At 68.7% G+C, this 25,785-nt stretch carries 19 protein-coding genes; 7 read left to right on the forward strand and 12 right to left on the reverse strand.

The window, feature by feature from the left end; all coding sequences use genetic code 11:
- Positions 1-3 precede the first annotated feature (3 nt).
- The 5 genes from folE2 to efp all read right to left on the reverse strand — a co-directional run bounded on the left by folE2 (position 4) and on the right by efp (position 4,598).
- Positions 4-963 carry a GTP cyclohydrolase FolE2 gene (folE2, locus tag WB794_RS01500; RefSeq protein WP_337334076.1) on the reverse strand — a complete coding sequence of 320 codons (960 nt, stop codon included), beginning with the start codon at positions 961-963 and terminating at the stop codon, positions 4-6.
- Positions 964-1,098: 135 nt separating this feature from the next.
- The gene (locus WB794_RS01505) at positions 1,099-1,905 is read right to left on the reverse strand and encodes a hypothetical protein (RefSeq protein ID WP_337334077.1); all 807 of its coding nucleotides are present in this window, start codon (positions 1,903-1,905) and stop codon (positions 1,099-1,101) included.
- On the reverse strand, positions 1,902-2,579 hold the full coding sequence (locus WB794_RS01510) for an HAD family hydrolase (RefSeq protein WP_337334078.1): 678 nt from the start codon (positions 2,577-2,579) through the stop codon (positions 1,902-1,904). Before WB794_RS01510 ends, WB794_RS01505 begins: the two co-directional genes overlap by 4 nt.
- Positions 2,580-2,633: 54 nt before the next feature.
- Entirely contained in the window at positions 2,634-3,968 is a 1,335-nt protein-coding gene (locus WB794_RS01515; RefSeq protein ID WP_337334079.1) for a TRZ/ATZ family hydrolase, read from the reverse strand.
- Positions 3,969-4,031: 63 nt separating this feature from the next.
- The gene (gene efp, locus WB794_RS01520) at positions 4,032-4,598 is read right to left on the reverse strand and encodes an elongation factor P (protein ID WP_337334080.1); all 567 of its coding nucleotides are present in this window, start codon (positions 4,596-4,598) and stop codon (positions 4,032-4,034) included.
- A 79-nt stretch (positions 4,599-4,677) separates the two neighbouring features.
- Between efp and epmB the strand changes: the two genes are divergently transcribed.
- From epmB to mnmA, 5 genes are all read left to right on the forward strand, one after another.
- Entirely contained in the window at positions 4,678-5,691 is a 1,014-nt protein-coding gene (epmB, locus tag WB794_RS01525; protein ID WP_337334081.1) for an EF-P beta-lysylation protein EpmB, read from the forward strand.
- A 67-nt stretch (positions 5,692-5,758) separates the two neighbouring features.
- Positions 5,759-7,837: an EAL domain-containing protein gene (locus WB794_RS01530; protein ID WP_337334082.1), complete on the forward strand. Its 2,079-nt coding sequence runs from the start codon at positions 5,759-5,761 to the stop codon at positions 7,835-7,837.
- Positions 7,838-7,914: 77 nt separating this feature from the next.
- On the forward strand, positions 7,915-8,445 hold the full coding sequence (locus tag WB794_RS01535; protein ID WP_337334083.1) for a hypothetical protein: 531 nt from the start codon (positions 7,915-7,917) through the stop codon (positions 8,443-8,445).
- Complete coding sequence (locus WB794_RS01540) at positions 8,442-8,897, forward strand: NUDIX hydrolase (RefSeq protein WP_337334084.1); 456 nt, start codon at positions 8,442-8,444, stop codon at positions 8,895-8,897. The genes WB794_RS01535 and WB794_RS01540 overlap by 4 nt, the downstream gene beginning before the upstream one ends.
- Positions 8,894-10,003 carry a tRNA 2-thiouridine(34) synthase MnmA gene (gene mnmA, locus WB794_RS01545; RefSeq protein WP_337334085.1) on the forward strand — a complete coding sequence of 370 codons (1,110 nt, stop codon included), beginning with the start codon at positions 8,894-8,896 and terminating at the stop codon, positions 10,001-10,003. Before WB794_RS01540 ends, mnmA begins: the two co-directional genes overlap by 4 nt.
- 85 nt (positions 10,004-10,088) lie before the next feature.
- Here mnmA and WB794_RS01550 read toward each other — a convergent pair whose 3' ends face one another.
- The gene (locus WB794_RS01550; protein ID WP_337334086.1) at positions 10,089-11,969 is read right to left on the reverse strand and encodes an HAL/PAL/TAL family ammonia-lyase; all 1,881 of its coding nucleotides are present in this window, start codon (positions 11,967-11,969) and stop codon (positions 10,089-10,091) included.
- Positions 11,966-13,372 carry a histidine--tRNA ligase gene (gene hisS / locus WB794_RS01555; RefSeq protein ID WP_337334087.1) on the reverse strand — a complete coding sequence of 469 codons (1,407 nt, stop codon included), beginning with the start codon at positions 13,370-13,372 and terminating at the stop codon, positions 11,966-11,968. The genes WB794_RS01550 and hisS overlap by 4 nt, the downstream gene beginning before the upstream one ends.
- Positions 13,373-13,732: 360 nt before the next feature.
- Between hisS and WB794_RS01560 the strand changes: the two genes are divergently transcribed.
- The gene (locus WB794_RS01560; protein ID WP_337334088.1) at positions 13,733-15,079 is read left to right on the forward strand and encodes a formimidoylglutamate deiminase; all 1,347 of its coding nucleotides are present in this window, start codon (positions 13,733-13,735) and stop codon (positions 15,077-15,079) included.
- A gap of 183 nt (positions 15,080-15,262) precedes the next feature.
- On the opposite strand, the gene WB794_RS01565 is transcribed toward WB794_RS01560, so the two are convergent.
- The gene (locus WB794_RS01565; RefSeq protein WP_337334089.1) at positions 15,263-17,218 is read right to left on the reverse strand and encodes an OPT family oligopeptide transporter; all 1,956 of its coding nucleotides are present in this window, start codon (positions 17,216-17,218) and stop codon (positions 15,263-15,265) included.
- A gap of 223 nt (positions 17,219-17,441) precedes the next feature.
- On the opposite strand from WB794_RS01565, the gene WB794_RS01570 reads away from it, so the two are divergent.
- Entirely contained in the window at positions 17,442-20,699 is a 3,258-nt protein-coding gene (locus WB794_RS01570; RefSeq protein WP_337334090.1) for a lamin tail domain-containing protein, read from the forward strand.
- 191 nt (positions 20,700-20,890) lie between these two features.
- On the opposite strand, the gene ilvN is transcribed toward WB794_RS01570, so the two are convergent.
- From ilvN to WB794_RS01590, 4 genes are all read right to left on the reverse strand, one after another.
- Complete coding sequence (gene ilvN, locus WB794_RS01575) at positions 20,891-21,478, reverse strand: acetolactate synthase small subunit (RefSeq protein WP_337334091.1); 588 nt, start codon at positions 21,476-21,478, stop codon at positions 20,891-20,893.
- Between the two features lie 9 nt (positions 21,479-21,487).
- Positions 21,488-23,245: an acetolactate synthase 3 large subunit gene (locus WB794_RS01580; protein ID WP_337334092.1), complete on the reverse strand. Its 1,758-nt coding sequence runs from the start codon at positions 23,243-23,245 to the stop codon at positions 21,488-21,490.
- Between the two features lie 338 nt (positions 23,246-23,583).
- Entirely contained in the window at positions 23,584-24,819 is a 1,236-nt protein-coding gene (locus tag WB794_RS01585) for a dicarboxylate/amino acid:cation symporter (protein ID WP_337334273.1), read from the reverse strand.
- 207 nt (positions 24,820-25,026) lie between these two features.
- Positions 25,027-25,734, reverse strand: a complete 708-nt coding sequence (locus WB794_RS01590; protein ID WP_337334093.1) for a BamJ family beta-barrel-assembly machinery protein — start codon at positions 25,732-25,734, stop codon at positions 25,027-25,029.
- Between the last annotated feature and the right edge of the window lie 51 nt (positions 25,735-25,785).

Below are 25,785 nucleotides of genomic sequence, written 5' to 3' on the forward strand. Positions count from 1 at the left end.
GAGTCAATCGGGCGTGAAACCGCCGGCCACACCCTTGACCACCCGCGCGACCGCATCGTGCGGGTGCAGGCTTTCCAGGTGCGCCGCTTCGATCGCGTAATCGGCCACCCAGGCTTCGGCATCCAGCGCCGCCGCGAGGCGGCGCGCGGCGTCTTCGCAGTACATCGGGTGGGCACCGTTGAGGCGCGCGAATTCCTGCTCGTCCATGCGCTTGACCGCAGCCTGCACCGGCGTGGCCAGCGCGCGCTCGGCCAGATCGACCAGGTGCGCCATCGGCAGGTGCGCTTCTCCGATGCCGTCGGCCAACCTCACGTCCAGCGTCGCGCGCGAGCGTTGCGCGTGCGGCGTTGCGGCACCGCCGTCGGGCGATTCCAGCCAGCGCGCCACCGCCGCCGCATCCACCGCGCCGCCGCCGAAGCGCCCGGAAAACCGCTGCGCGACCACCTGCCGCGCCATCGCCGCGGAGCCCGGGCAGGTACTCGAATAAAGGACATCGACGCCCAGCTCGCAGCGCCAGCGCCCCTGCTCCAGCGATGCGGCAATCCTTACCGGGTACTGGCGCCAGCCTGACAGTCCGCTCAGCAGCGCAACGCGCCGCAGCGGAAGCTCGAAGGCGATGCCCAGCCAGGCACCCTGGGAAAGCCCGGCGTGCGAGGCCAGAAGCGCCTCCAGCAGCGCGCGCAGCCGGCTGCGATCCAGCGGCTCGGCGGCGGAAACGTGCGCATCGCACAGGCGATAGAGCCGCGACATGTGGATGCCGCGCGCCGCAGGATCACGCAGATCGACCGCCACCTCGACGCGCGCCGGCAGCAGCGCAGGGCCGTCGTCCAGCAGCACGCGCACCGGCATTTCGATGCCGCGCATGCCGACGCGATCCAGCGGGGCCAGTCGCGCGGCGGGCATCCGCGCCACCTCGTCGGCCAGCGGATCGGTGAAGGAGTCGGGAGACGGAAGATCGGTCATGGGATCGGTGCGAGGAGGGTTTGGCATCAAGACAGGCCGGCAATGATCGGACAAGGGCGCGGAAGGAGGCATGAATCGGGCGGCATGATGATGGGATGCTGCGTTCCATTCACGCCACCCGCGCCGGCGCTGGAATCAGCCTGCCACACCGCGCGACGCGCACCAGCTTTGCCAGAGGATGCCCAGGCCCGAACCGGCGAATGGCTGCGGGTGACCGCGACGCAGCCGCCGCAGCGCGAGGGTATCAAGGCGGGTGCGCGCCCGCCGCAGGCGCGGCCCGACCGGCGCACAGGGACAGCCCAGCAGCGCCTCGGCCATGTCGGCCAGAAGCGGCGCGACGGCGGGATCGGCCGGATTCGCGTACACGTCCTGCGCGCGCAGGCTGTGACGCGCCAGCAGCTGCAGCGGCAGCCAGCCCGGGCGCGGATCGCGCTCGCGCCGGTGCTGGCGCCACTGCCACACGACCAGCGAGCGCGCCACCGCCCCCGCATCGCCCGCGCCACTGTCCGGCCACAGCGCGGATTCCACCGCCGCCAGGGCACGCCCCAGGGCCATGCGGCTGCCGATGAGGGCAGGAAAATCCGTTGGGTGCGCCTCCCGCGATACCAGTTCCAGCGCCGAATGCGCCGCATCGGCCCAAAGTGTGGCGGGCACCGCCTCGCCGCCGGCGAGAGCGAAGGCCCGCACCAGCGGGTGAGCCGACTCGGCGGAGGTTTGGCCCAGAGCCTCGCCCCACCACGCCAGCTTGACCCGCGCGACGCCCGCATCGCTTGGCATGAAGCAGGCCTCCAGCCAGGCGTCCAGCACCGCACCCCAGAGCGCGGCCAGCGGACGTCCCGAGGCGGCAAACAGCAGCGCGGTTTCCATTTCCGGCTCGCGCGCGAGCCACTTGGCGATGTGGCTGCGGCTGTCTTCGCCCAAGGCGGCTGGCTCGGGCGTCATCGGATTGCGGCCGCGGACAGCACGCCTGCGCCCAGCAGGTGAATGGGCTCGTCGACCACCGCATCCGCGCCCCAGCCGGCCGGGTCGTCGACAGCGGCGTGGAAGCCCCAGCGCACCGCCAGGGTTCGCGTTCCGGCGCTGCGTCCGGCCTCGATGTCGCGCCGGTCGTCGCCGATGAAGACGGACCGGTCGCAGGCCACGCCGAGGCGCTGGCAGGCGGTGACGACCGGCAGCGGATCGGGCTTGCTGCGCGCCAGGGTATCGCCGCCAATGAGGATCGCGCAGCGCGCGCCCAGATCGAGCCGCTCCACGACGCGGCGCGCCAGATCCTCGCGCTTGTTGGTGACCACGCCCCAGCGCGAACCGGCCTCGTCGATGGCGGCCAGCACCGCGGCGATGCCCGGAAACAGGCGATCGCTCTCGCCGATCCGTTCGCGATAGAAGGCCAGGAACACGTCGCGCTGCGCCTCGCGCTCGGCCTCGGAAAGCTCCGGCAGCCCCTGTCCCAGGATGGCGCGGGCACCGGAGGAAATGGCGGTGCGCACCTGCGCATGCGCCACCGGTGCCAGGCTGAAGCGGGCGCGCACGTCATTGAGCGCGGTGGTCAGGTCGCCGACCGAATCGACCAGGGTCCCGTCGAGATCGAACAGCACGAGCGGCGCGATCCTCGTCATGGTGCCGTCTGCGCCAGCCCGCAGGCCCGTGTCAGCGAACACATCGCGGCCGGCTCAGCTCGCCCGCGGCAGGCGCGCGATGCGCTCGCGCCACTCGCGCGCGCGGGCGAGGACTCCCGCCACATCCATGCCCACCAGCCCGCGCTCGCGCAGCCGGGCCTCACCGTCGATCCACACCCAGTGCACCTGATGGCGGCCTGCGGCGTACACCACTTGTGCGATCGGATCGTAGAGCGGCTGGGTTTCCGGATCGTCCAGTCGGATCGCGGCAAGATCCGCCTGTTTTCCCGGCTCGATCGAACCGATCCGGGTATCGAGGTCCAGCGCACGCGCCGCATCCAGCGTGGCCATGCGCAGCACCGAGGCGGCATCGAGCGCGGCGGCATCCTGCGCCACCGCTTTGGCGAGCAGCGCCGCCGTGCGCATCTCCCCGATCATGTCCAGGTCGTTGTTGCTGGCGCAGCCGTCGGTCCCCAGCGCCAGATTGACGCCGGCGCGGCGCAGCGCTTCGACCGGCGAAAACCCCGAGGCCAGCTTGAGGTTGGACTCGGGGCAATGCACCACCGAAACGCCCTGCTCGGCGCACAGCGCGATTTCCGCCTCGGTGAGCTGGGTCATATGCACCGCGATCAGGTGCCGATTCACCAGGCCCAGCCGCTGCAGGCGCGCGAGCGGACGCTGGCCGTGCTCCCTGAGCGAGTCCTCCACTTCCTGCGCGGTCTCGTGGACATGGCAGTGCACCGGGAGATCGAGCTGGTCCGAGAGCATCCGGATGCGCTCGAAGCCGGCATCGCTCACGGTGTAGGGCGCGTGCGGCGCAAAGGCGGTCGACACGCGCGCATGCCCGATGAACCCGTCGTGCACCTCTTGCGCCTTTTCGAAATACTCGTCGCGGGTGCGCGCCCAGGGCGTGGGAAACTCGATCACGGGCAGGCCGAGACGACAGCGAAATCCCAGGCGGGCGTAGACCGCGCCGATCGCATCGGGGAAAAAGTAGTTCTCGTTGCAGCAGGTGGTGCCGCCACGCAGCATTTCGACCACCGCCAGCTCCGCGCCGTCGGCGCAGAAGCGCGGCCCCAGCACCGCCGCCTCGATCGGCCAGATGTGGCCGGTGAGCCACTGCATCAGCGGCAGGTCGTCGGCGACTCCGCGCAGCAGCGTCATCGGATTGTGGGTGTGGGCGTTGACGAAGCCCGGCAGCAGGGCGCTGTCGGGCAGTTCGACGCGTTGGCGCGGGGCGTAGCGCGCCCGCGCCTCGGCAATCGGGAGCACGGCAAGGATGCGTCCGTCGTCCACCGCCACCGCATGGCTTTCGAGCGCCACGCCGTGCGGCTCGACCGGAATCACCCAGCCGGCTTCGATCACCAGGTCGCAGGGATGCGAATCCATCAGCAACCGCGCCTTGCTGCGCGCCCGGCGCAGCACCGCAAACCGTTGATCCTCATTCCCGCGTCACTTCACCCGGCTGACGTATTCGCCGGTGCGGGTATCGACGCGGATCACTTCCTCCTGGCCCACGAACAGCGGCACCCGCACCACGGCACCGGTTTCCAGCTTGGCCGGCTTGCCGCCGCCGCCGGAGGTGTCGCCGCGCAGGCCCGGATCGGTCTCCACGATCCTGAGCTCGACGAAGTTGGGCGCGGCCACGGCGATCGGCACGCCGTTCCAGAGCGTCACCACGCACTCTTCCTCGCCCTTGAGCCACTGCCCGGTTTCGCCCATGGCGTTGGCATCGGCGGTGTGCTGCTCGAAGGTGTCCGGCTGCATGAAGTGCCAGAACTCGCCGTCGTTGAAGAGGTACTGCATGTCGGTATCGACCACGTCGGCGGTTTCCACCGAATCGGTGGACTTCATCGTCACTTCGCCCACGCGACCGGACCGGATGTTGCGGTACTTCACGCGGGTGAAGGCCTGGCCCTTGCCAGGCTTGATGAAGTCGGTATCCACGATCACGCACGGATGTCCGTCCACGATGATCTTCATGCCGTTCTTGACGTCGTTCATGCCGAGGGTGGCCATAGGCGGACTCCGGTTCCTGCCGCTCGCGCGGCTACAATGGTGGCAAGGAAAAGTCGGCACAGCGCCGACCGAGCACGCCATGATACCTGCAACACCCCGCGCCGCGCAGCCGTCGGACTGGCGCAGGCAGTACCGGGACGCCATCACCCGACCGCACGAACTGCTCGCCCTGCTGGGGCTGACGCATCTGGCCGACCGCGTGCCGGCCGACGCCGCCGGCTTTCCGCTGCGGGTGCCGCGCGCCTTCGCGGCGCGCATGCGCCACGGCGACCCGGACGATCCGCTGCTGCGCCAGGTGCTGCCGCTGGACGAGGAAACCCGCTGCGCCCCCGGATTCGGGATCGATGCGGTCGGCGATCTGGCGGCGCGCGAGACCCGCGGCCTGCTGCACAAGTACGAAGGCCGCGCGCTGCTGATCGCCACCGGCAGCTGCGCGGTGAACTGCCGCTACTGCTTCCGACGCCACTTCCCCTACGCCGAGGAAACCGCCGCCGCGAACGGCTGGCGCGAGGCCGTCGCCCACCTGCTGGCAAGCCCCGACATCCACGAAGTGCTGCTGAGCGGTGGCGATCCGCTCGCCCTGTCCACCGCCAAGCTGGCCGAACTCACCGCCGCTCTGCGCGCTGCCCCGCACCTGAAGCGCCTGCGCATCCATTCGCGCCTGCCGGTGGTGCTGCCGGCGCGGGTGGACGACGCCCTGCTCGACTGGCTGGCCGCCCTGCCCTGGCCGGTGGTGATGGTCATCCACGCCAACCACGCGCAGGAAATCGACCCGTCGGTGGCAGCGGCCTGCGCGGCGCTGGCCAGCCGCCCGGTGCGGCTCTACAACCAGTCGGTGCTGCTGCGCGGGGTCAACGACAGCGTGGACGCCCTGGCGGACCTGTCCGAGCGCCTGTTCGAGATCGGCGTACAGCCCTACTACCTCCACCAGCTCGACCGCGTCGCCGGCACCGCGCACTTCGAGGTTCCGGAGTCCCGCGCCGTTGCGCTGTACGAAGACCTGCGCGCGCGCCTGCCGGGCTACCTCCTGCCGCGACTGGTCCGGGAAGTGCAAGGCGCGCCTGCAAAGCTGCCGCTTTTCGGCACTTCATGACCTCCAGTGCTGGACATTATCCGACAAGCGTGTAAAAACACCCGACGAAACTCCACTGCCCCAACCCATGTCCAAACAGCAATCCGTCATCCGTCTCATGCTGGTCGACGACAAGATCGACGACGCCGAGCAGAGCATCAGCCTGCTGCGCAACGGCGGCATCCCGGTTCGTCCGAGTCGTCCCGAGACGCTGGCCGAGCTGGAGGCTGCCCTGACCAACGCCAGCGGCGAGATCATCCTGGCCAGCTACGCGGCCAGGACGATCCCCTTCAAGGCCGTGGCCGAAGCGGCGCAGGCCAGCGGCAAGGACGTGGTGGTGATCGCGCTGCTCGACCAGCTCGACGAGGCCAGCGTGAACGAGGTTCTGGCCTCGGGCGCGCGGGGATTCGCGCTGCGCGGACGGGCGAAGTTCCTGCAGTTCGTGATCGGGCGCGAAGCGCGCATCTCCGAGCGCCGCCGCCTGGTGCGTCGGCTGGAGGCCTCGCTGCGCGAAACCGAGCGCCGCTGCGACGCCCTCATCGCCTCCTCGCGCGATCCGATCGCCTATGTGCACGAGGGCATGCACATCCGCGCCAACCAGGCTTATCTGGAGATGTTCGGCTACGAGAGCTTCGAGGAGATCGAGGGCCTGCCGCTGCTGGACATGGTCGGGCCCGAAAACGCGGACCAGTTCAAGCAGCTGCTCAAGGACCTGAGCCGCGGCGAGCCGCCGCCGAAGAACCTGGAGCTGAAGGCGCGCCGCGCCGACGGCGAAACCTTCGACGCGCTGATGGAGTTCGCCCAGGCCAGCTACGAGGGCGAGCCCTGCATCCAGATCGTGATGCGTCCGCAGCTCATGGACGCGGAGATGGTCAAGGAACTGGACGCCCTGCGCCAGCGCGACCAGATCACCGGCCTCTACAACCGCCAGCATTTCCTTGGTGAGCTGGACGTGGCGATTTCGGCCGCGGCCGAGGGCGCATCGGATCAGGCCCTGCTGCTGATGGAGCTGGACAACTACGCCACCTTGATGAACGCGGTCGGCGTGGCCAACGCCGACGCGCTGCTCAAGGCCACCGCCGAGCGTATCGCGCGGCAGCTCCCGGAAAACGCCATTACCGCGCGCTTCACCGAGCACGGCATCGCCGTGCTGCTGCGCGGCTCCAACCACAACCAGACGCGCGATCTGGCCAAGGTGCTGTGCAAATCATTCGAAAACGCCATTCTTGAAGTCGGCGATCATTCGCTCAACGCCACGCTCAGCATCGGCGGCGTCCAGATCGGCCAGAAGATCGCCAGCGCCCAGCAGGTGCTCAACAAGGTGGTCAGCCAGATCCAGTCGGCACAGGCCGAAGGCGGCAATCGCGCCCTCATCTTCGATCCCGCAGCGCGCGACCGCGCCGAAGAGGAGCGCATCGCGCAGTGGGTGGCGCATATGGAGTCCGCGCTCAAGGGCGAGGGTTTCGTGCTGTTCTTCCAGCCCATCATCCACCTCACCGGCGAGCCCGAGGAAACCTTCCAGGTGCTGCTGCGCCTGACCGGCCCCAACGGCGACATCGTGACGCCCGGCGTCTTCATGGGCATCGCCGAGGAACACGGCATGATGGCGCGCATCGATCGCTGGGTGATCCAGCGCGCGATCGCCGCGATCGCGCAGCGGCACCGCAGCGGGCGCAACACGCGGCTGTTCGTGAAGGTCACGGTGGAAAGCCTGCAGGACCCCAAGCTGGCGGCGTGGATCGCCGCCAACCTCAAGCAGGCCAATGTGCCGCCCGAAAACCTGGTGATCAGCCTGCCCGAGTCCAAGGCCTTCACCAACCTCAAGGCGGTCCAGGAACTGCACGCTTCGCTGTCCAGGCTCGGCTGCGGCATGTGTCTGGAACAGTTCGGCCTGGGCCTCAATTCGTTCCAACTGCTCAGCCACGTCCCGGCCGACTACCTGGGCATCGACCACAGCCTGATCGAGGATCTGGCCCGCAATCCGGAAAGCCAGGCCAAGGTGCGCGAGATCACCGACCGCGCCGCCGAGCTGGGCCGCAAGACCATCGCCGAAGGCGCGCAGGACGCCGGCAGCATGACGGTCCTGTTCACCAGCAACGTGCAGTACGTGTACGGCAACTTCCTCGCCCCGCCCGAACACGACATGAGCTTCGACTTCAACCAGTAGGGCGCTGCGCTGCCGAACGTGGCGTTTTCCCGGCGCAGGACGGACAATCCGTTCCCCACCCTGCACGAGCCAACGCCATGCCGCGCTTCATCCATTCGGGCCTTGTCACCCTGCTTGTGGCCTGCTGCCTGCCGCTTGTTGCGCACGGCGCCAGCAATGCCGACATCGAACCCGCCGCCGCGGAATCGAGCGCGACTCCGGCCGTACCCGACCCTCGCATCGGTCCGCTGCTGAAGGCCCACGGCACGCCATTCACCATCGATGACGACGGGGACTACCGCATCCTCGTCGATCTGGGTGATGACCGGACCCAGATCGTCTGGGTCCGCAGCGTGGTGCACGAAACCGGCGAGCAGCGCATCCGCGAGGTCTGGACCTACGGCTACCGCTCCGATGAGCGCCGCATTCCGGCAACCGTCGCCAACCGGCTCCTGTCCGAGAACTTCGACCTGATCCTGGGTGCCTGGGCGCGGTCGGAGGGAAACGCGGTGCTGGTGCTGAAGATCCCCGCCGATGCCGACGCCGACACGCTCAATGAGGCCATCGACCTGGCGGCCTCGATCGGCGATCGCATGGAAAAGCAGCTGGTCAGCGGGGACGAACTGTGACCGCGGCGGGCGTCCCGCGCCCGCGCGTCACCGTCGCCACCGTGGTCGCCCGCGACGGGCGGCTGCTCTTCGTCGAGGAGGAAAGCCCCGACGGGTATGTCATCAACCAGCCGGCCGGCCATCTGGAGGCCGGCGAATCGCTGGCCGAGGCCGCCGTGCGCGAAACCCTGGAGGAATCGGCCTGGCGCGTCCGCCTCACCCATCTGGTCGGCATTTACCAGTGGCGCGCGCCGAACGGGCAGGCGTTCGTGCGCGTGGGATTTGCCGCCCAACCGCTGGCGCATGAATCCGGGCGCCCGCTCGATGCCGGCATCCATCGCGCGCTCTGGCTCACACCCACCGAAGTGCGCGCCGAGCGTGCGCGCCTTCGCAGCCCGCTGGTCGAGGCGCTGCTGGACGACTGGCTGGCCGGATCCCGTTTTCCCTTGTCAATGACTCACTTGGCAAAATGACTTCACCAGCTTTCGATGCCATGGTCGGCGTCTCCGGCGGGGTCGATTCCGCCGTCGCCGCGCTCCTGCTCCAGCGTCGCGGCCTGCGCATCGCCGGGCTGTTCATGCAGAACTGGGACGACGACGGCTCGGGCGAGTGTCGCGCCGAAGACGACCGCCGCGACGCGGTTGCCGTCTGCGGCAGGCTCGGCATTCCCTTCCATTCGCGCAACTTCGCCAGCGAATACTGGACGGGGGTGTTCGAGCACTTCCTCGCCGAGCACCGCGCCGGCCGCACGCCCAATCCCGACGTGCTGTGCAACCGCGAGATCAAGTTCCGCACCTTCCTCGATGAAGCCCGCGCCCGGGGCGCGCAGCGCATCGCCACCGGCCACTATGCCCGCGTGGCCGAACGCGACGGCCGCTTCCGCCTGCTGCGCGCCGTGGACGCGGCCAAGGACCAGACCTATTTCCTGCACGCGCTGGGGCAGGAGGCGCTGGCTTCCACCCTGTTTCCCATCGGTGAACTGCCCAAGGCGCGGGTGCGCGAGATCGCACGCGAGGCCGGCTTTTCGGTGCACGCGAAGAAGGATTCCACCGGCATCTGCTTCATCGGCGAACGCGATTTTCGCGACTTCCTCGGCCAGTACATCCCGGCCCGGCCCGGCCCGATCCGCGCCGTCGATGGTCAGAATCTGGGCGAACACGCCGGCGTCTTCCACTACACCCTGGGCCAGCGCGAAGGCTTGAACCTGGGCGGCGTACGCGGTCGCCCGCAGGCGCCGTGGTTCGTCGTCGGCAAGGATGTCACCGGCAACGTGCTCTACGTCGATCAGGGCCACGACAGCCCGTACCTGCAATCCAGCACGCTGCGCGCTTCGCAGGCCACATTCACCGGCGGCGACGCTCCCGCCGCGCGGTTTTCCTGCACCGCCAAGACCCGCTACCGCCAGCCGGACGAGCCCTGCCGCGTGGAAATTCTCGACGATGGCACGCTGGAAGTGCGCTTCGACCGCGCGCAGCGCGCGGTGACGCCGGGACAATCGGTGGTTTTCTACGACAGCGAGGAATGCCTGGGCGGCGCGGTGATCGATGCAACGGATGCGCCTCCCCCTTGCGCCGTATGACAGCTTTTGCAGGAGCGACCTCGGTCGCGATGAAAACCCGCCGCAGGGGCCAATCGCGGGCAAGCCTGCTCCCACACGCTTCCGATCACCCCAGCAGCACGCCCCGCTCCACCAGTTCGCAGACCTTGGCCACTTCGCCATCCATGGCGCGGTCGCGCTGCATGAAGGCGATGTGCTCGCGCAGGCGCGCGTGCGCGCGCTGCACGCGCGGCGAGGCGTGGAAGTCCGCATCCCGGGCCAGCTGGGCCATGAGATCGGCGCACTCGACCAGGAACTGGCCGTGTACCGCGTCACCGGGCAGCGGCGCGTTGGCCACCTTGGCGGCAATGGCCAGCACGTCGCCGCGCCGCGCCAGGGCCCGCGCCGCTTCGATCATGTCGCGGCGGTAATCCAGCGCCTGGGCGGCGGTGTAGATCTCCAGCGCCAGCACGTGCGCGAGGTCGTCCACCATGTCGAGCGCGTGGCGCGCTTCGTTGGCGCCCATCGAGACGTGGTCCTCGGCGTTGGCGCTGGTGGGAATGGAATACACGCTGGCCGGATGCGCGCGTGAAGCCAGATCGTTGACCAGGGCCGCGGCGGTGTACTGCACGATCATGAAGCCCGAATCGGTGCCGTCCTCGTTGCCGATCAGGAAGGCCGGCAGGCCGTCGTTGGTGGCCGGATCGACGAGCTTGTTGAGGCGGCGTTCGGAGATGGACGCCAGCACCGGGATGGCGGCCTTCAGATAGCTCATCGCCAGCGCCAGCGGCATGCCGTGGAAGTGGCCGGCGCTGATCACCTGATCCTCGATATGGCGCGCGTCGGGCGTATCGGGAAACACCAGCGGATTGTCGGTGACGGCGTTGAGCTCGATGTCGATCACGCGCCGCGCCTGCGCCAGCGCATCGCGCACCGCGCCGTGCACCTGCGGGATGCAGCGCAGCGAGTAACTGTCCTGCGGCTGGTGCTTCTTGCCGCCGCGGAACGGCAGGAAGCGGGTGTAGAACGCTTCGCGTCCGTGCCGCTGCGAAGGCGGCACCCACTCCCAGCAGATATCGAAGTGGTGCGCCTGATCGGACGGATCGGACCAGCTTTCCGGCAGCCACGCGCGGAATCGCGGCACGAGGTGATAGGGAATATCGACCAGGGTGGAGCCGTCGAGCAGTTCGCGCAGGTTCGCCGCCGACTCGACCTGCCCCGGATGCGGGCGCAGGTCGTGCACGCGCGCATCGAAGGCACGGGTGCGGCCGGCGAAGGCTTCCAGCGTCATCGCCGCGGCGAGATCCGCGGTTTCCAGCAGCTCACCCATGCGCTCGATCGCCAAGGTGGCCGTGGCCAGCATCTGGGCGGTGCCGTTGTTGAGCGCAAGCCCTTCCTTGAACGACAGGCGAACGGGTTCCAGGCCCGCGCGCTCCAGCGCCTGTGCGCCGGGCATGCGCTCGCCCTCGAAAAACGCCTCGCCGCCGCCCAGCAGCACGATGGCAAGGTGCGAGAGCGGGGCCAGGTCACCGCTCGCGCCCACCGAGCCCTTCTTCGGCACCACCGGCACGATGCCGGCATTGAGCAGCGACGTGAGCGCCTGCAGGGTGTCCACGCGAATGCCCGAGTGCCCGTGCATCAGCGTGTTGATGCGGATCACCAGCATCGCGCGCACCACCTCGGCCGGGAACGGCTCACCCACGCACACCGCGTGGGTGATGATCAGGTTGCGCTGCAGCTCCTCCATCAGGCTGCCGTCGGAAGGGTGCCTGCCCGGCAGGCCCTCGCGCGCGCGGCGCGCGCCCAGGAGCTTGTCGGCATTGCTGCCAAAGCCCGTGGTGACACCGTAGATCGGTTCCTGCTTTTCCACCTGCTCGGCCAGGAAATCGGCCGCCGCGCGCACCTTCTCCAGCTGCGCCGAATCCAGTTCGACCGCAACGCCGCCGCGCGCGATCGCGCGCACCTGGGCGCGGGTCAGCGACCGCCCATCCAGCCGGATCGCGCTCATGCGCTGTCCCCTTCCATCCGCACGCGCATCGCACGCGCCTGCTCCAGCTCGACCCGCAGGGTGCGCGCCAGATCCGGACGCGCGACCTCGAACTGCTCGGCGCGGCGCAGGTCCTTGACCGAGACCACGCCGCGCGCCTCCTCGTCCTCACCCACGATCACCACGAAGCGGATGCCGGCGCGATCGGCGTACTGGAACTGCCGCGCCAGCTTGCGCGGCTCCAGCTGCACCTCGACGTTGAGCCCGCCCGCGCGCAGCTCGCTGGCGATGGCCAGATAGGTCGGCAGGCGCTCCTCGTCCATCTGGCTCACCAGCACATCGACGCTGCTCTCGGCGGTATCCACCAGGCCGGCCTCGCGCAGCTGCCAGAACAGGCGCGTAAGCCCGATCGAAATACCCACGCCCGGCAGCTTCGATTTCGTGTAATGGCTGGCGAGGTTCTCGTAACGTCCGCCCGAGCAGATCGAGCCGATCTGCGGAAAATCGTCGAGCGTCGTTTCGTAGACGGTGCCGGTGTAGTAGTCCAGCCCGCGCGCGATGGAAAAATTGAGCGCGTAGTGGGTCTCGGGCACGCCCAGCGACTTCACCAGATCCAGCACCTCGCGCAGTTCGGCCACGCCCCGGCTCAGCTCATCGCTGCCCTGCCCCAGCGCGGCGAGCCTGGCGAGCGCGTCATCGTGCCCGCTGGAGCGCACCTGCACAAAATCGAGAATCCGCGCCACGACATCGGCCGCGAGGCTGAAACCTTCGCCGGCAAGCGTCTCGCGCACATGCTCCGCACCGCGCTTGTCGAGCTTGTCGACCTCGCGCAGCACGCCCGTCTGCAGCTGCGGATCCCTCACTCCGAGGCTCTCGAAAAAACCGCGCATCAGCCTGCGGTTGTTGAGCTGGATGGTGAACTTGCCGATGGCAAGCTCGCTGAACACGGCGTGGATCACCGCCGGCAGCTCGGCGTCATAGCGCACGCTCAGCGCGTCCTTGCCGATCACGTCGATATCGCACTGGTAGAACTCGCGGAAGCGCCCGCGCTGGGCGCGCTCGCCGCGATAGACGCGCTGCATCTGGTAGCGGCGGAACGGGAAGGACAGCTCGTGCTCGTGCTCGGCCACGTAGCGCGCCAGCGGCACGGTGAGATCGAAGCGCAGCGCCAGTTCCGGCACGGCACTCCCGCTTTCCGCCGCATTGGACAGCGCGCCGGTGGACTGCACGAAATACACCTGCCGCTCGGTTTCGCCGCCGCTCTTGGTCAGCAGCACCTCGGACAGCTCGAACACCGGCGTTTCGATCGGCAGGAAGCCGAAGCGCTCGAAGTTGCGACGGATGGTGTCGAGCATCTGCTGGAAGGCGATCTGGTCGCGCGGCAGCAGTTCCATGACGCCGGGCGGAGTGCGGGGCTTGATCAAGGTGGAATCCTCGATGGGGTGGCACGGAAACGGAGCCTGTCATTCTACCTGCTGGCGCGCTCGACTCGGCCCGGTCCGCCGCCCCCGCCAAGCGATGCCCGGATCGCCTCCGCGCCTCGCGCGATGAGCCGACGAACACCAACCCTGGCGCGCAGTCGGTCAGGACGGATCGGGACCGCCTGCGTGCCGCTACACTGGACGCCGCATCCGTACCGAAAGCCCGGCGGTCGAACGTTTTTCCGGCACCTGCATCCTTTCGATCGGCCGGCGGGCGGATCGCGGGTTCCGGTCCGACTTCGGCACCATGTCGAAAAATGGCCGGCGGCCACGCCGGTCGATCCCTTCCCCAGGAACACCGCGATGATCGACGCCACTCCGCTGCGCTGCCTGACGCCTTCCGGCTGGACCACCGCACGGCTGCGCACCGATGCGACCGGCCGTGTGCGGCGACTCGACCCCACGCGCGACGCTACGGCCCGCTTCGCACTGCCGGGCATTCCCAACACCCATTCGCATGCCTTCCAGCGCGCCATGGCCGGATTGGCCGAGCACCAGGAGAATGTCGAGGACAGCTTCTGGACCTGGCGCGAGCTGATGTACCGCTTCGCGGGAAAGCTGGATCCCGACTCCCTTCGCGACATCGCCACCCAGCTCTACGCCGAGATGCTGGAGGCCGGCTACACCCACGTCTGCGAATTCCATTACCTGCACCATCAGCCCGACGGCACGCCCTACGCCGACCGCGCCGCGATGTCGCGCGCGCTGATCGAGGCGGCGGAGCAGGCCGGCATCCGCATGACGCTGCTGCCCGTGCTCTACATGAGCGGCGGCTTCGACGGACGCGCGCTGGAGCCGCGGCAGCGGCGCTTCGGCCACGCGCTGGACGACTACCTCGCCCTGCTCGCGACGCTGCGCCGCCTGCAAAACGATGCGTTGCGCGTGGGCGTCGCCCTGCACAGCCTGCGCGCGGTGCCGCAGGAGGTGATGCCGGCGCTGCTCGAAGCGCTGGCCGGGCACGACTTCCCGATCCACATCCACATCGCCGAACAGATCGCCGAAGTGGAGCAGTGCATCGCCGCGCGCGGCGCGCGCCCGGTGCGCTGGCTGCTGGACAATGCGCCGGTCGATGCGCGCTGGACCCTGGTGCACGCCACCCACCTCTCCGACGGCGAGATTTCCGGCATCGCGGCCAGCGCTGCCTGCGTCTCGCTCTGCCCGACCACGGAGGCCAACCTCGGCGACGGGCTGTTTCCGCTGCGCGCCTTCCTCGACGCCGGCGGACGCTTTTCCATCGGCAGCGATTCGCACGTCTCGGTGTCGCCGGTGGAGGAGCTGCGCTGGCTCGAATACGGCCAGCGCCTGGCCACGCAGCGGCGCAACATCGCCAGCAGCGCGCGCACGCCGGGCGTGGGCCAGTCCCTGCTCCGGCACACCTGGCAAGGCGGCGCGCAGGCTGCCGGCCTTGCGCTGGGTCGGCTGGAAGAAGGTGCCTTCGCGGATCTCATCGTGCTCGATCCCGACGCGCCCGCGCTCGCTGGCGCGCGCGATGGCGAGGTGCCGGAACGCTTCGTGTTCGCCGGAAACCGGCCACTGGTGTCGGAAACGTTCGTCGGCGGCCGGCGCGTCGTGGCCGAGGGCCGCCACCATCAGCGCGAGACCATCGCGCGACGCTACGCAAAAACCCTGCGCCGCCTGCTGGCCGATTGAGCCGCCGCCCAAATCAAGCCGCAAAGGGAAGCCCTCGCAGGGCGGAGCCCGCGCAGCGGTTTCCGCCGACACTCCACCCAAGCCGCAACGTCAGGCGACAACCGCGTCGTCACGCCGCAGCGGAATCGCCTGCGGCGCTTCCGCCCTGCCAGGCAACGCCTGTGATGCGGTGATCGCGGCGGCTCAGGTTCGCTTGATCGCGGTGCGATAGAGCAGCACGGCGGTCAGCGCCAGCAGGGCCAGGCCCAGCCACTGCGCGGCCTGTTCGCCCAGTTGCAGGGCCTCGGGCAAGGCCAGCACGTCGGCGCTTCCGGCCACCACGATCGGCACCGCGATGCCGATGCCCATCAGCGCCTCGCCGGTGATCAGGCCCGCGCCGAACAGCATGCCGCGCTGGTGGACCTTCTCGCGCTCGGGATCGTCAGCCTTGACGCCGAACTTGCGCTCCACCATCCAGGCCACGATGCCGCCGGCCAGGATCGGCACCGACAGCTCGATCGGCAGGTAAATGCCCACGGCGCAGGCCAGTACCGGCACCCGGAAGCCGGCTTTGCGCGCCTGCAGCCAGCTGTCGAAGGCGATGATGGCCGCGCCGATGCCCGCGCCGATGCCGATGGTGGTCCACGGCAGCTCGCCGCCGAAGATGCCCTTGGCCACCGAGGCCATCAGGGTGGCCTGCGGGGCCAGCAGCGGATTGGGGTGCGCCTCGCTCACCACGCCGATGCCGTAGGCCTTGGCCAGGATGTTGAGCACCGGTGCCATCACCAGGGCCGCGGACACCGCGCCGATGGCGAGCATCACCTGTTGCTTCCACGGCGTTGCGCCGACGATGTAGCCGGCCTTGAGATCCTGCAGATTGTCGCCGCCGATGCAGGCCGCGCAGCACACCACCGCGCCGATCATGATCGCCGCCACCGCACCGATGCTCGAATCGCGCCCCAGCAGCAGCACCAGCACCAGCGCCGCGAACAGGATGGTGGCGATGGTGATGCCGGACACCGGGTTGTTCGAGGAGCCCACCAGGCCGGCCATGTAGGCCGAGACCGAGACGAACAGGAAGCCGGCCACGACCATGATGACCGTCATCGGAACGCTTACCGTCCACTGCCCCACGATGGCCTGGTAGAGCGCCAGCAGCGGCAGGGTGAAGAGGATCAGGCCGATGCCGATGTACTTCATCGGAATGTCGCGCTCGGTATGCGCCAGGTTTGCGCCGCCCCCCGCCTTGGCCACGGCCATGCCGCTCTTGACGCCGGAAAACAGCGACTTGCGCAGCGAGATCAGGGTCCAGACGCCGCCGATCAGCATCGCGCCCACGCCCAGGTAGCGTATCTGCGCCGACCAGATCGCGCCCGCGGCGCATTCGGCGTCGCCGCCGATGCCGCCGCAGCCGGCGATGATCGACTGCATGAGCTGCGGATCGTTTTCCAGGAAGAAGGTGCTGTAGAGCGGAATCGCGATGTTCCAGCCGATGAAGCCGCCGGCAAAGACCACGATGCCGATGTTGAGCCCCACGATGTAGCCCACGCCGAACAGCGCCGGCGACAGGTTGGTGCCGGCGTAGCCGATGGTCTTGCCGAACCAGGCGGCCACCTGCGCGGTGTCCGGGATCAGGCGCAGGCCGCTGCCGGCGGCGAGCTTGATCAGGCCGCCCAGGATCGCCGAGCCGGCCAGCAGCTTGATGCCCTGCCCCGGGTTCTCGCCGGTCTTGAGCACCTCGGCCGCGGCCTTGCCCTCGGGGAAGGCCAGCCCCTGGTCGACGATCAACGAGCGGCGCAGCGGCACCGAGAACAGCACGCCGAGCAGGCCGCCCAGGCCCGCGATCGCCAGCACCCACGAATACTTGAAGTCGTCCCAGTAGCCCAGGATCACCAGCGCCGGGATGGTGAAGATCACGCCCGAGGCGATGGAGGAACCGGCCGAGGCGCCGGTCTGGACGATGTTGTTCTCCAGGATCGTGCCCCCGCCCAGCGCGCGCAGCACGCCCATCGACACCACGGCGGCGGGAATCGCCGAGGCGATGGTGAGACCGGCGAACAGGCCCAGATAGGTGTTCGCGGCGGCCAGGATCACCGCCAGCACGATGGCCAGCAGTACGGCGCGCAGGGTGAGCTGCGGTGGAGAAACGGTCTGGTTCATTCGATACTTCCCCTTCGGAAACGGGCCGCGATACGCGGCGCGAAGTTCCGCATTCGACTGCAAGCACCCCATCCGGGGCAAGTCCCGCGTGGATCGCGCCTGTGCGAGAGTGCCAACCAGCGACACATTGGCGTCACGCGACACTGCTAGGCTCGCGGCTTCCAACCCGCTCGGGCACCGCCCGATCGGGCACTGCACTTCCTGTCGGGGTTTTTCCATGCAAATGACGACACATTCACGGTTGCGCGCCGTGCTCGCCGGCCTGTTGACGCTCGTGCTCGCCGGCGCGGGTACGGCCTCGGCGCAGGTGGTGATCAGCCAGTCCTACGGCGGCGGCGGCAACTCGGGTGCCACCTACACCCACGACTTCATCGAGCTGTTCAACCGCGGCTCGACGCCGGTGAGCCTTGCCGGCTGGTCCGTGCAATACACCTCCGCCGCGGGCACCTCCTGGCAGGTGACGCCGCTCGGCAGTCACGTCCTGCAACCCGGGCAGTACTACCTGATCCAGCAGGCGCAGGGGGGTGGCGGCACGACGCCGCTGCCGACGCCCGAGGTGATCGGCAGCATCGCGATGAGCGCTTCCAGCGGCAAGGTTGCCCTGGTCAGCAACACCACGGCGCTCACCGGCACCTGCCCGACCGGCGCTGCGATCCAGGATTTCCTCGGCATCGGCAGCAGCGCCAACTGCTTTGAAGGCAGCGGCCCGGCCCCGGGAATCGCCAACACCACCGCGGCGATGCGCGCCGCCGCCGGCTGCACCGACAGCAACGACAACGCCGCGGACTTCTCCCCACAGGCACCTACGCCACGCAACTCCTTCGCCACACCCAACGCCTGCGGTGCGGCGGCGACGCTGCCGGTCTTCAGCTTCGACAGCGCGACGGTTTCGGTGCTGGAAGGCGATACCGCCGCGTCCATGTTCAGCTACACGGTCAACTTCGCCCCGGCCATCGGCAGCGGCGACACGGTGTCCTTCGACATCGCCGTCAGCGGCCCCGCCGGGCGCTATGCCTACACCGGCCCCGCCAGCGTCACGCTCGACGGCAGCGCCGCCACGCCGTATCTGATCAAGGTCGAGACCGTCCCCAACACCGTCGTCGACGGCAACGCCACGGTCACCGTCACCCTGTCCAACTTCAGCGGTGCCGACGTCACCCAGACCGATCCGATCAGCAAGTCCGGCACCATCATCGACGACGACATCGTGTTCACCCCGATCAGCCAGATCCAGGGATCCGGGCAGATTTCGCCCTTCGACGGCCAGATCGTGACCACGCGCGGCATCGTCACCGCGATCACGTCCAACAGCCAGCGCTACTACCTGCAGTCGCTGGCGGCCGACGAGGACGGCGACCCGACCACATCCGAAGGGCTACTGGTGTTCGGCCCCGCCAGCAACCCCGCCGCGACCGGGCTTGCGCTGGGCGATCTGGTACAGGTCACCGGCACCGTCTCCGAGTACGGGCCGGGCGGCAGCCTGCCGATCACCGAGCTGACCTTCGCCACCACGACCGTGGTGTCTTCCGGCAATCCGCTGCCTGCGCCGGTGGTGCTCGGCCCGGCCTCGATCGACCCGGCCGGCGCGATCGACCAGCTCGAACGCTACGAGTTCATGCGCGTCAGCGTGCCGCGCCTGGTCACGGTGTCGCCCACCGGTGCCGGGGCCAACGACGAGTTTTTCGGCGTGGCCGAGGGCCTCCAGCGCCCGATGCGCGAGGCCGGCGTCGATCTCTTCCGCTGCGGCATCGATCCCGCGATCCCCGGCTCGCTGCCGCTGCCGGCCGAAGCGCCCGCGAACGTGCCCTGCTGGGACAACAATCCCGAGCTGCTGCGCGTGAAGACCAACCTGCTCGCCGGCGGCAGCACCAAAACGCTGCGCAGCGGTAGCGTGATCGAGAACCTGACCGGCGTGCTCGACTACGCTTCGGCGCGCTACACCGTGCTGACCCGCGACGCGGAGTTCGGCACGGTCGACGCCACCGGCGCGGCGGCGGGCACGGCGGTGTCCGTCGCCGCGCCGACCGACGTCACCATCGGCGGCTACAACGTCGAGAACCTGGCCCTGGCCGGCGGCACCACCTACCCGCGCAAGGCCGACAAGATCGCCCAGACCATCGTGAACTACCTCGGCACGCCGGACGTGCTCGGCCTGATCGAAGTGGCCAACCCGGAAACCCTGGCCGATATCGCCACGCGCGTTGGCACCATTGCCGCCAATGATCCGGCGTATCAATCGGTGATGGTGTCCACCAGCGGCACCCAGCGCCTGGGATTCCTGCTGAAGAAGTCGCTGGTCGGCGGCCAGCCGCGCGTCACCCTGGTCGGCGCCGCGCAGGAATACGGTGCCGGGCTGCACGTGCTGTGCCCGGACGGGGTGAGCTACACCGCGGGCCTGCTCAACGATCGCCCGCCGCTGGTGGTGGACCTGCTCATCGCCGGGCCCAACGGCAGCCAGCTCCCGGTCACCGTCATCAACAACCACCTCAAGTCGATGATCGACCTGGACAGCACCGCCGACGCGGATGCCAACTACGCCTGCTTCAATGATCCGCTCAATCCCGGCGGCGGCGAGGGCCGGCGCAACCGCGCCAAGCGCCAGCAGAACGCCGAATTCCTGGCCGAACTGGTGCAGCAGTTCCAGGCTGCCGATGCCAGCCGCGCCATCGTGCTGGTGGGCGACTTCAACGCCTACGAGTTCAACGACGGCTATGCCGACCTGATGGGCACGATCAAGGGCGAGCCCAGCGCCAACGATGCGACCGTGGTGCCCGACGACGGCACCGATCTGGTCACCCCCGACCTGATCCTGCTGACCGAGCTTGCGCCGCGCGACGAGCGCTACAGCTACACCTTCGCCGGCAACGCCCAGACCATCGACCACATCCTGGTCAACGAAGCCGTCGTGTCCCGGACCGTCGGCGAGCCGCGCATGGAGTTCGCGCGGGTCAACGCCGACTTCCACCAGGCTGACCGCACCGACACCGGCAACGCCTTCGCCAACTCGGACCACGACCCGGCGCTGGCCTTCCTCGACGTGGCCGCCTTCCGCACCGCCGACCTGTCGGTCTCCAACGCCTCGGTTGCCGCCACCGCAAGCGTGGGCGATACGCTGACCTACAGCTTCAGCGTCGCCAACGCCGGCGCGGACGAAGCCGTGGGCGCGCAGGTGGTGCTGACCCTTCCGACCGGCGCGGGCTTCATCAGCCTCACCGCACCCGTCGGCTGGGTGTGCTCCGAACCCGCCATCGGCAGCAGCGGCGTGGTCCAGTGCGGCATCGCATCGCTCGCGGCCGGGGCCAGCGGCAGTTTCACGGCGACGGTCATCGTCCAGCCGGCGGCATCGGGCCAGACCCTGGCCGCGCCGCTCGCCGCCAGCACCGCCAGCACCGACCCGCTGCCGGGCAACAACGACCACGCCTTCACGACGGTGGTGGCCGTGGTGCCCGACGCGATCTTCTCGGACGGCTTCGAGAACTGATCCGGGCTCCGCAGGCTCTCGAAAAACCCCCGCCCCGGCGGGGTTTTTTCTGCGCGCGGATTCTGTCCGATGCCCCGGCGCGGCGTCGCCCTGGAGGGATCACGCGCCGGGTGCGGTGCCTTCGGCTGCGCCGCTTCGCAGCGGCTGGATCCGCCGAGGTTTCCGGCTCGCGCCCGGCGCAGGCCCGAGCCTCAAGTCGCCTCGCCGCCGCGACTGATCGCCACCACGCCGGTGCGGCTCATCTCCACCAAACCCAGCGGAATCATCAACTCGACGAAGGCGTCGATCTTGCTGGGCGCGCCGGTCAGCTCGAAGGTGAAGCTGGTGTGGGTGATGTCGACCACGTGGGCGCGGAACACGTTGGACAGGCGCAGCATCTCGGCGCGCTGCTCGCCGGTGCCAGACACCTTCACCAGCGCCATCTCGCGTTCCACGCCGGGCTTGTCCACCGCGAGATCCACCACGCGATGCACCGGCACCAGGCGGCCCAGCTGGGCCTTGATCTGCTCGATGACGTGCGGCGTGCCGGAGGTCACGATGGTGATGCGCGAGGTGCGCTTCTGGTGGTCGGTCTCGCCCACGGTGAGCGATTCGATGTTGTAGCCGCGCCCGGAGAACAGGCCCACTACGCGCGCCAGCGCGCCAACCTCGTTGTCCACCAGCACGGAAAGGGTGGCGCGCACGGGCTGCGGGACGTCGTCGCTGAGGAAATATGCCGAGGCGGGCTGTGACGGTGCCGGCTTGCCGCCGGTGCAATGCTTTTCGTTCTGGCAGGACATGGGGGCTCCTCAGACCATCATGCGACCGGCTTCGGTCACTTCGGCCGCAGCGGTATCGGGCAGGATCATTTCGAAGTGCGCGGCCCCCGAGGGAATCATCGGCAGGCAGTTCTCGGCCTTGTCCACGACGCAGTCGACGATCACCGGGCCGGGGTGGTCGATCATCGCGCGAATGGCGTCATCCAGCGCCGCCGGATCGCTCACCCGGATGCCCTTGCCGCCGTAGGCCTCGGCCAGTTTGACGAAATCCGGCAGCGCCGCCGAGTACGACTGCGAATAGCGCCCGCCGTGCAGCAACTGCTGCCACTGCCGCACCATGCCCATGTACTCGTTGTTGAGGATGAAGAGCTTGATCGGCAGCCTGTACTGCACCGCGGTCGAGAGCTCCTGCATCGTCATCAGCACGCTGGCTTCGCCGGCGATGTCGATCACCAGCGCCTCGGGATGCGCCACCTGCACGCCGACCGCGGCCGGGATGCCGTAGCCCATCGTGCCGAGGCCGCCCGAGGTCATCCAGCGGTTGGGCCGGTCGAAGTGGAAGTGCTGGGCCGCCCACATCTGGTGCTGGCCGACCTCGGTCGTAATGAAGGTTTCGCGCTCGCGGGTGAGCGCGTGGAGGCGCTCGATCGCGTACTGCGGCTTGATGGTTTCATCGGATTTCAGGTACGACAGCGAGCGGCGCGAGCGCCAGCCCTGGATCCGCTCCCACCACGCCTCGCGCGCGGCGGCGTCGATTTCCGACACGCGCGGAGCAACGCCTGCCACCAGCGCCTCCAGCACGCTCGCGCAGTCGCCCACGATGGGCACCTCCACGCGCACGATCTTGTTGATCGAGGACGGATCGATATCGACGTGGATCTTGCGCGAACGCGGCGAAAACGCATCCAGGCGTCCGGTGCAACGGTCATCGAAGCGCGCGCCGAGCGCCACCATCACATCGCACTCGTGCATCGTGAGGTTGGCCTCGTAGGTACCGTGCATGCCGAGCATGCCGAGCCACTGCGGATTGCTGGCCGGAAACGCGCCCAGCGCCATCAGCGTGGAGGTGACCGGGAAGCCGGTGAGACGCGCCAGTTCGCGCAGCAGATCGGAAGCGCGCGGCCCGGCATTGATCACGCCGCCGCCGACGTAGAACACCGGGCGCTTGGCCGACAGGATCAATTCCACGGCCTGCGCGATGCGCGCCGGATCGCCCTGGGTCTGCGGCTGGTAGGTCGGATGCAGCAGCCCTTCGCGCGGGCCGGCGTAGGTGCCGCGCTTGAACTGCACGTCCTTGGGGATATCCACCACCACCGGGCCGGGGCGTCCGCTGGTGGCGATGTGGAAGGCCTCGTGCAGCACGCGCGCCAGGTCGTTCACGTCCTTCACCAGGAAGTTGTGCTTGGTGCAGGCGCGGGTGATGCCGAGGGTGTCGCATTCCTGGAACGCATCGGTGCCGATCAGGTGGGTCGGTACCTGCCCGGTGAGGCACACCACGGGAATCGAATCGAGCATCGCATCGGCCAGGCCGGTGACGGCATTGGTCGCGCCCGGACCGGAGGTGACCAGCAGCACGCCCGGCCTGCCGGTGGAACGCGCATAGCCTTCGGCGGCGTGCGCCGCGCCCTGCTCGTGGCGCACCAGGATGTGCTCGATCGCCTCCTGCTGGAACAGCACGTCGTAAATCGGAAGGACCGCGCCGCCCGGATAGCCGAAAATGTGCTCCACGCCCTGCTCCTGCAGCGCGCGAACGACGATCTCTGCACCCGTGGGTTGCTGGTCTGACATGGCGGTGATACCTGCGCTGGCCGGGGGATCGAGCCTGCCTGCGTTATGGCAGGCTCCCGGTCCTTATCACACATTTGCGGCAGTGCATCAATAGCAGAAATGCGCATCCCTGCGCGATTCATGAAAAAACTATTGCAGGGCAGCAGAAACCGGAGGATTTTGCCTCGCGGCGCAAACCTGCGCAGCCCGCGGCGTCGGCCACGTAGGGCCGACCTACGAAATCCTCCGCAGGTCGGGGCTACGTCCCCGACGGGGTGTTCGATGCCCGGCAACGTCGACCGCGCAGGGTCGACCTACGGAAGCGCGTAGGTCGGGGCTACGTCCCCGACGCTTATGCCTCAGGCCTGCGCGCCGGGATCGTCTCCCAGCGTAACCCCCACGCCGCGCGGCGGCGCGTCGTACACGGCCCGATCCAGCAGTCCTTCCTCGCGCGCCACCAGCACCGGCACCAGCATCTGCCCGGTGACGTTGGTCATGGTGCGCATCATGTCCAGGATGCGGTCGATGGCGACCAGATAGCCCAGGCCTTCCAGCGGCAGGCCCGCCGCACCCAGCACCACGGTCGCCATCACGATGGCGGTGCCCGGCACGCCGGCGGTGCCGAAGCTGCCCAGCACCGAAGCCAGCAGGATCACGAAATACTGCGAACCCGACAGCTCGATGCCGAAATACTGCGCCACGAACACCGAGGCGATGGCCGGATAGATCGCGCCGCAGCCGTCCATCTTGATGGTGGCACCGAGCGGCACGGCAAAAGCCGCGTAATCCTTGTCCACGCCCAGGTTGGTGGTGACACAGCGCAGCGCCACCGGCATCGAGGCAAAGCTCGACGAGCTCACGAAGGCTACCTGCATGCCGGCTGCCGCACCGCGGAAAAACCGCAGCGGGCTGAGTCCGTGCAGGGCCAGCAACCCGCCGTAGGTGAACACGATCTGCAGGGTGCAGGCCACATAGATCGCAATCACGAAACTGCCCAGCGGCACCAGCTTCCCGAAGCCATAGGTTCCCACCAACGCGGCGATCAGGCCGAAGGTGCCCAGCGGAGTCATCTCCAGCACCCAGCGGGTGATCTGCATCATCAGCGCGCTGGTTTCCCCGGTCAGCTCGCGCAGGCGCGGCACGCGATCGCCGAGCTTGACCAGCGCCGCCCCCGCGAGCGCGGCAAAGAACAGCACCTGCAGGATATTGCCCTGCGCCAGCGCGGCGAACGGGTTGGACGGCACCACGTCGAGCAGCACCTGCACCGGCCCGGGCACCTGCCGCGGCACGTAGTCGGCGGGCAGCACCAGGCCGGTGACGCCCTTGCCCGGCTCCATCAGCCAGGCCACGCCCAGGCCGATGGCCACCGCACAGATCGCGGTCAGCGCGAACCACAGGAAGGTCTTGCCGCCCAGCGCCGCGATGCTCTTCTGCCCGTGCAGGCGGCCCACCGCGTCGATCACGGCAAAGAACACCAACGGCACCGCGATCATGCGGATCAGGGTGATGTAGAGATCGCCCAGCGGCTGCAGCCACGGCCCGGCCGACTCGCCCATCAGCCAGCCGACCAGCGCGCCGAGCACGAACGCGCCCATCACCCGCTGCCAGAACGGAATGCGGAACCACCAGGCGACCGACTTGAGCACGGACTCCTCCCGGAAAACGACGTGCAACGATAGCGCATGCGGCCGCCGCCGGAGCGGGACGACATCCGCATTTGCGGCCTGACGCGCACCGGTGCCGCACGAAAAAGGCCGGCGATTTCGCGCCGGCCCTTCCCGCGTCACGCCTGCGCGCGAGGCTTATTGCTTGACGATTTCCAGCAGCTCGACTTCGAACTTCAGGGTCGCGTTGGGACCGATCGGGCCGGGCGTGCCGCGGTCGCCGTAGGCCAGTTCGGAGGGAATCCAGAGGGTGTACTTGCTGCCCACCGGCATCAGCTGCAGGGCTTCTGTCCAGCCGGGAATCACGGCGTTGAGGGCGAAGGTGGCCGGCTCGCCGCGATCGACCGAGCTGTCGAACTTGGTGCCGTCGAGCAGGGTGCCGGTGTAGTGGACCTTGACCGTGTCGGTGGCGGCGGGCTTGGCACCCTTGCCCTGGGTCACGACCTGGTACTGCAGGCCCGAGGCCGTCGCGGTGACGCCCTTCTTGCCCTTGTTCTGCGTCATGAAGGCCTCGCCCTCATCCTTGTTCTTCTTGGCGGCCGCGGCCTGCTCGGCGGCGTGCTTGGCCTGCAGGCGCTCGGCAAAGGACTTCTGCACTTCCTGCGCATCTTCGGCCGAGAGCAGCGGCGTGCCGTTCTTGAGCGAAGTTTCGATGGCCTGGAACAGCACCGGCAGGTCGACCTCATCCTTGATCTGCTGCAGCGAGGCACCGATCTGCATGCCGACCATGTAGCTGACCTTGTCGCGCTCGGTCTCGAGCTTGTCCTTGGCGAACGCAACGCCGGAGACGCCGAAGATGGCGACGGTGGCGGCGGCAAGCAGGGTGTGACGCAGGGAACGATTCATCGAAAACTCCAGTGGAAGATGGAAGAGCGCCCGCGTCGCGAGCGCGCAAGG

Source organism: Denitratimonas tolerans (genome assembly GCF_037203605.1).
In the GTDB taxonomy this organism is placed as follows: Bacteria; Pseudomonadota; Gammaproteobacteria; order Xanthomonadales; family Xanthomonadaceae; genus Denitratimonas; species Denitratimonas tolerans.

What these genes read in the sequence shown, in the direction of transcription:
- WB794_RS01550 (WP_337334086.1), bottom strand. Translation starts at nt 11,969, where the DNA reads ATGAGCGCGATCCGGCTGGATGGGCGGTCGCTGACCCGCGCCCAGGTG.
- WB794_RS01570 (WP_337334090.1), top strand. Translation starts at nt 17,442, where the DNA reads ATGACGACACATTCACGGTTGCGCGCCGTGCTCGCCGGCCTGTTGACG.
- WB794_RS01580 (WP_337334092.1), bottom strand. Translation starts at nt 23,245, where the DNA reads ATGTCAGACCAGCAACCCACGGGTGCAGAGATCGTCGTTCGCGCGCTG.
- mnmA (WP_337334085.1), top strand. Translation starts at nt 8,894, where the DNA reads ATGACTTCACCAGCTTTCGATGCCATGGTCGGCGTCTCCGGCGGGGTC.
- WB794_RS01590 (WP_337334093.1), bottom strand. Translation starts at nt 25,734, where the DNA reads ATGAATCGTTCCCTGCGTCACACCCTGCTTGCCGCCGCCACCGTCGCC.
- WB794_RS01505 (WP_337334077.1), bottom strand. Translation starts at nt 1,905, where the DNA reads ATGACGCCCGAGCCAGCCGCCTTGGGCGAAGACAGCCGCAGCCACATC.
- WB794_RS01560 (WP_337334088.1), top strand. Translation starts at nt 13,733, where the DNA reads ATGATCGACGCCACTCCGCTGCGCTGCCTGACGCCTTCCGGCTGGACC.
- WB794_RS01515 (WP_337334079.1), bottom strand. Translation starts at nt 3,968, where the DNA reads ATGGATTCGCATCCCTGCGACCTGGTGATCGAAGCCGGCTGGGTGATT.
- WB794_RS01530 (WP_337334082.1), top strand. Translation starts at nt 5,759, where the DNA reads ATGTCCAAACAGCAATCCGTCATCCGTCTCATGCTGGTCGACGACAAG.
- epmB (WP_337334081.1), top strand. Translation starts at nt 4,678, where the DNA reads ATGATACCTGCAACACCCCGCGCCGCGCAGCCGTCGGACTGGCGCAGG.
- WB794_RS01510 (WP_337334078.1), bottom strand. Translation starts at nt 2,579, where the DNA reads ATGACGAGGATCGCGCCGCTCGTGCTGTTCGATCTCGACGGGACCCTG.
- folE2 (WP_337334076.1), bottom strand. Translation starts at nt 963, where the DNA reads ATGACCGATCTTCCGTCTCCCGACTCCTTCACCGATCCGCTGGCCGAC.
- efp (WP_337334080.1), bottom strand. Translation starts at nt 4,598, where the DNA reads ATGGCCACCCTCGGCATGAACGACGTCAAGAACGGCATGAAGATCATC.
- WB794_RS01565 (WP_337334089.1), bottom strand. Translation starts at nt 17,218, where the DNA reads ATGAACCAGACCGTTTCTCCACCGCAGCTCACCCTGCGCGCCGTACTG.
- WB794_RS01585 (WP_337334273.1), bottom strand. Translation starts at nt 24,819, where the DNA reads ATGGGCGCGTTCGTGCTCGGCGCGCTGGTCGGCTGGCTGATGGGCGAG.
- WB794_RS01535 (WP_337334083.1), top strand. Translation starts at nt 7,915, where the DNA reads ATGCCGCGCTTCATCCATTCGGGCCTTGTCACCCTGCTTGTGGCCTGC.
- ilvN (WP_337334091.1), bottom strand. Translation starts at nt 21,478, where the DNA reads ATGTCCTGCCAGAACGAAAAGCATTGCACCGGCGGCAAGCCGGCACCG.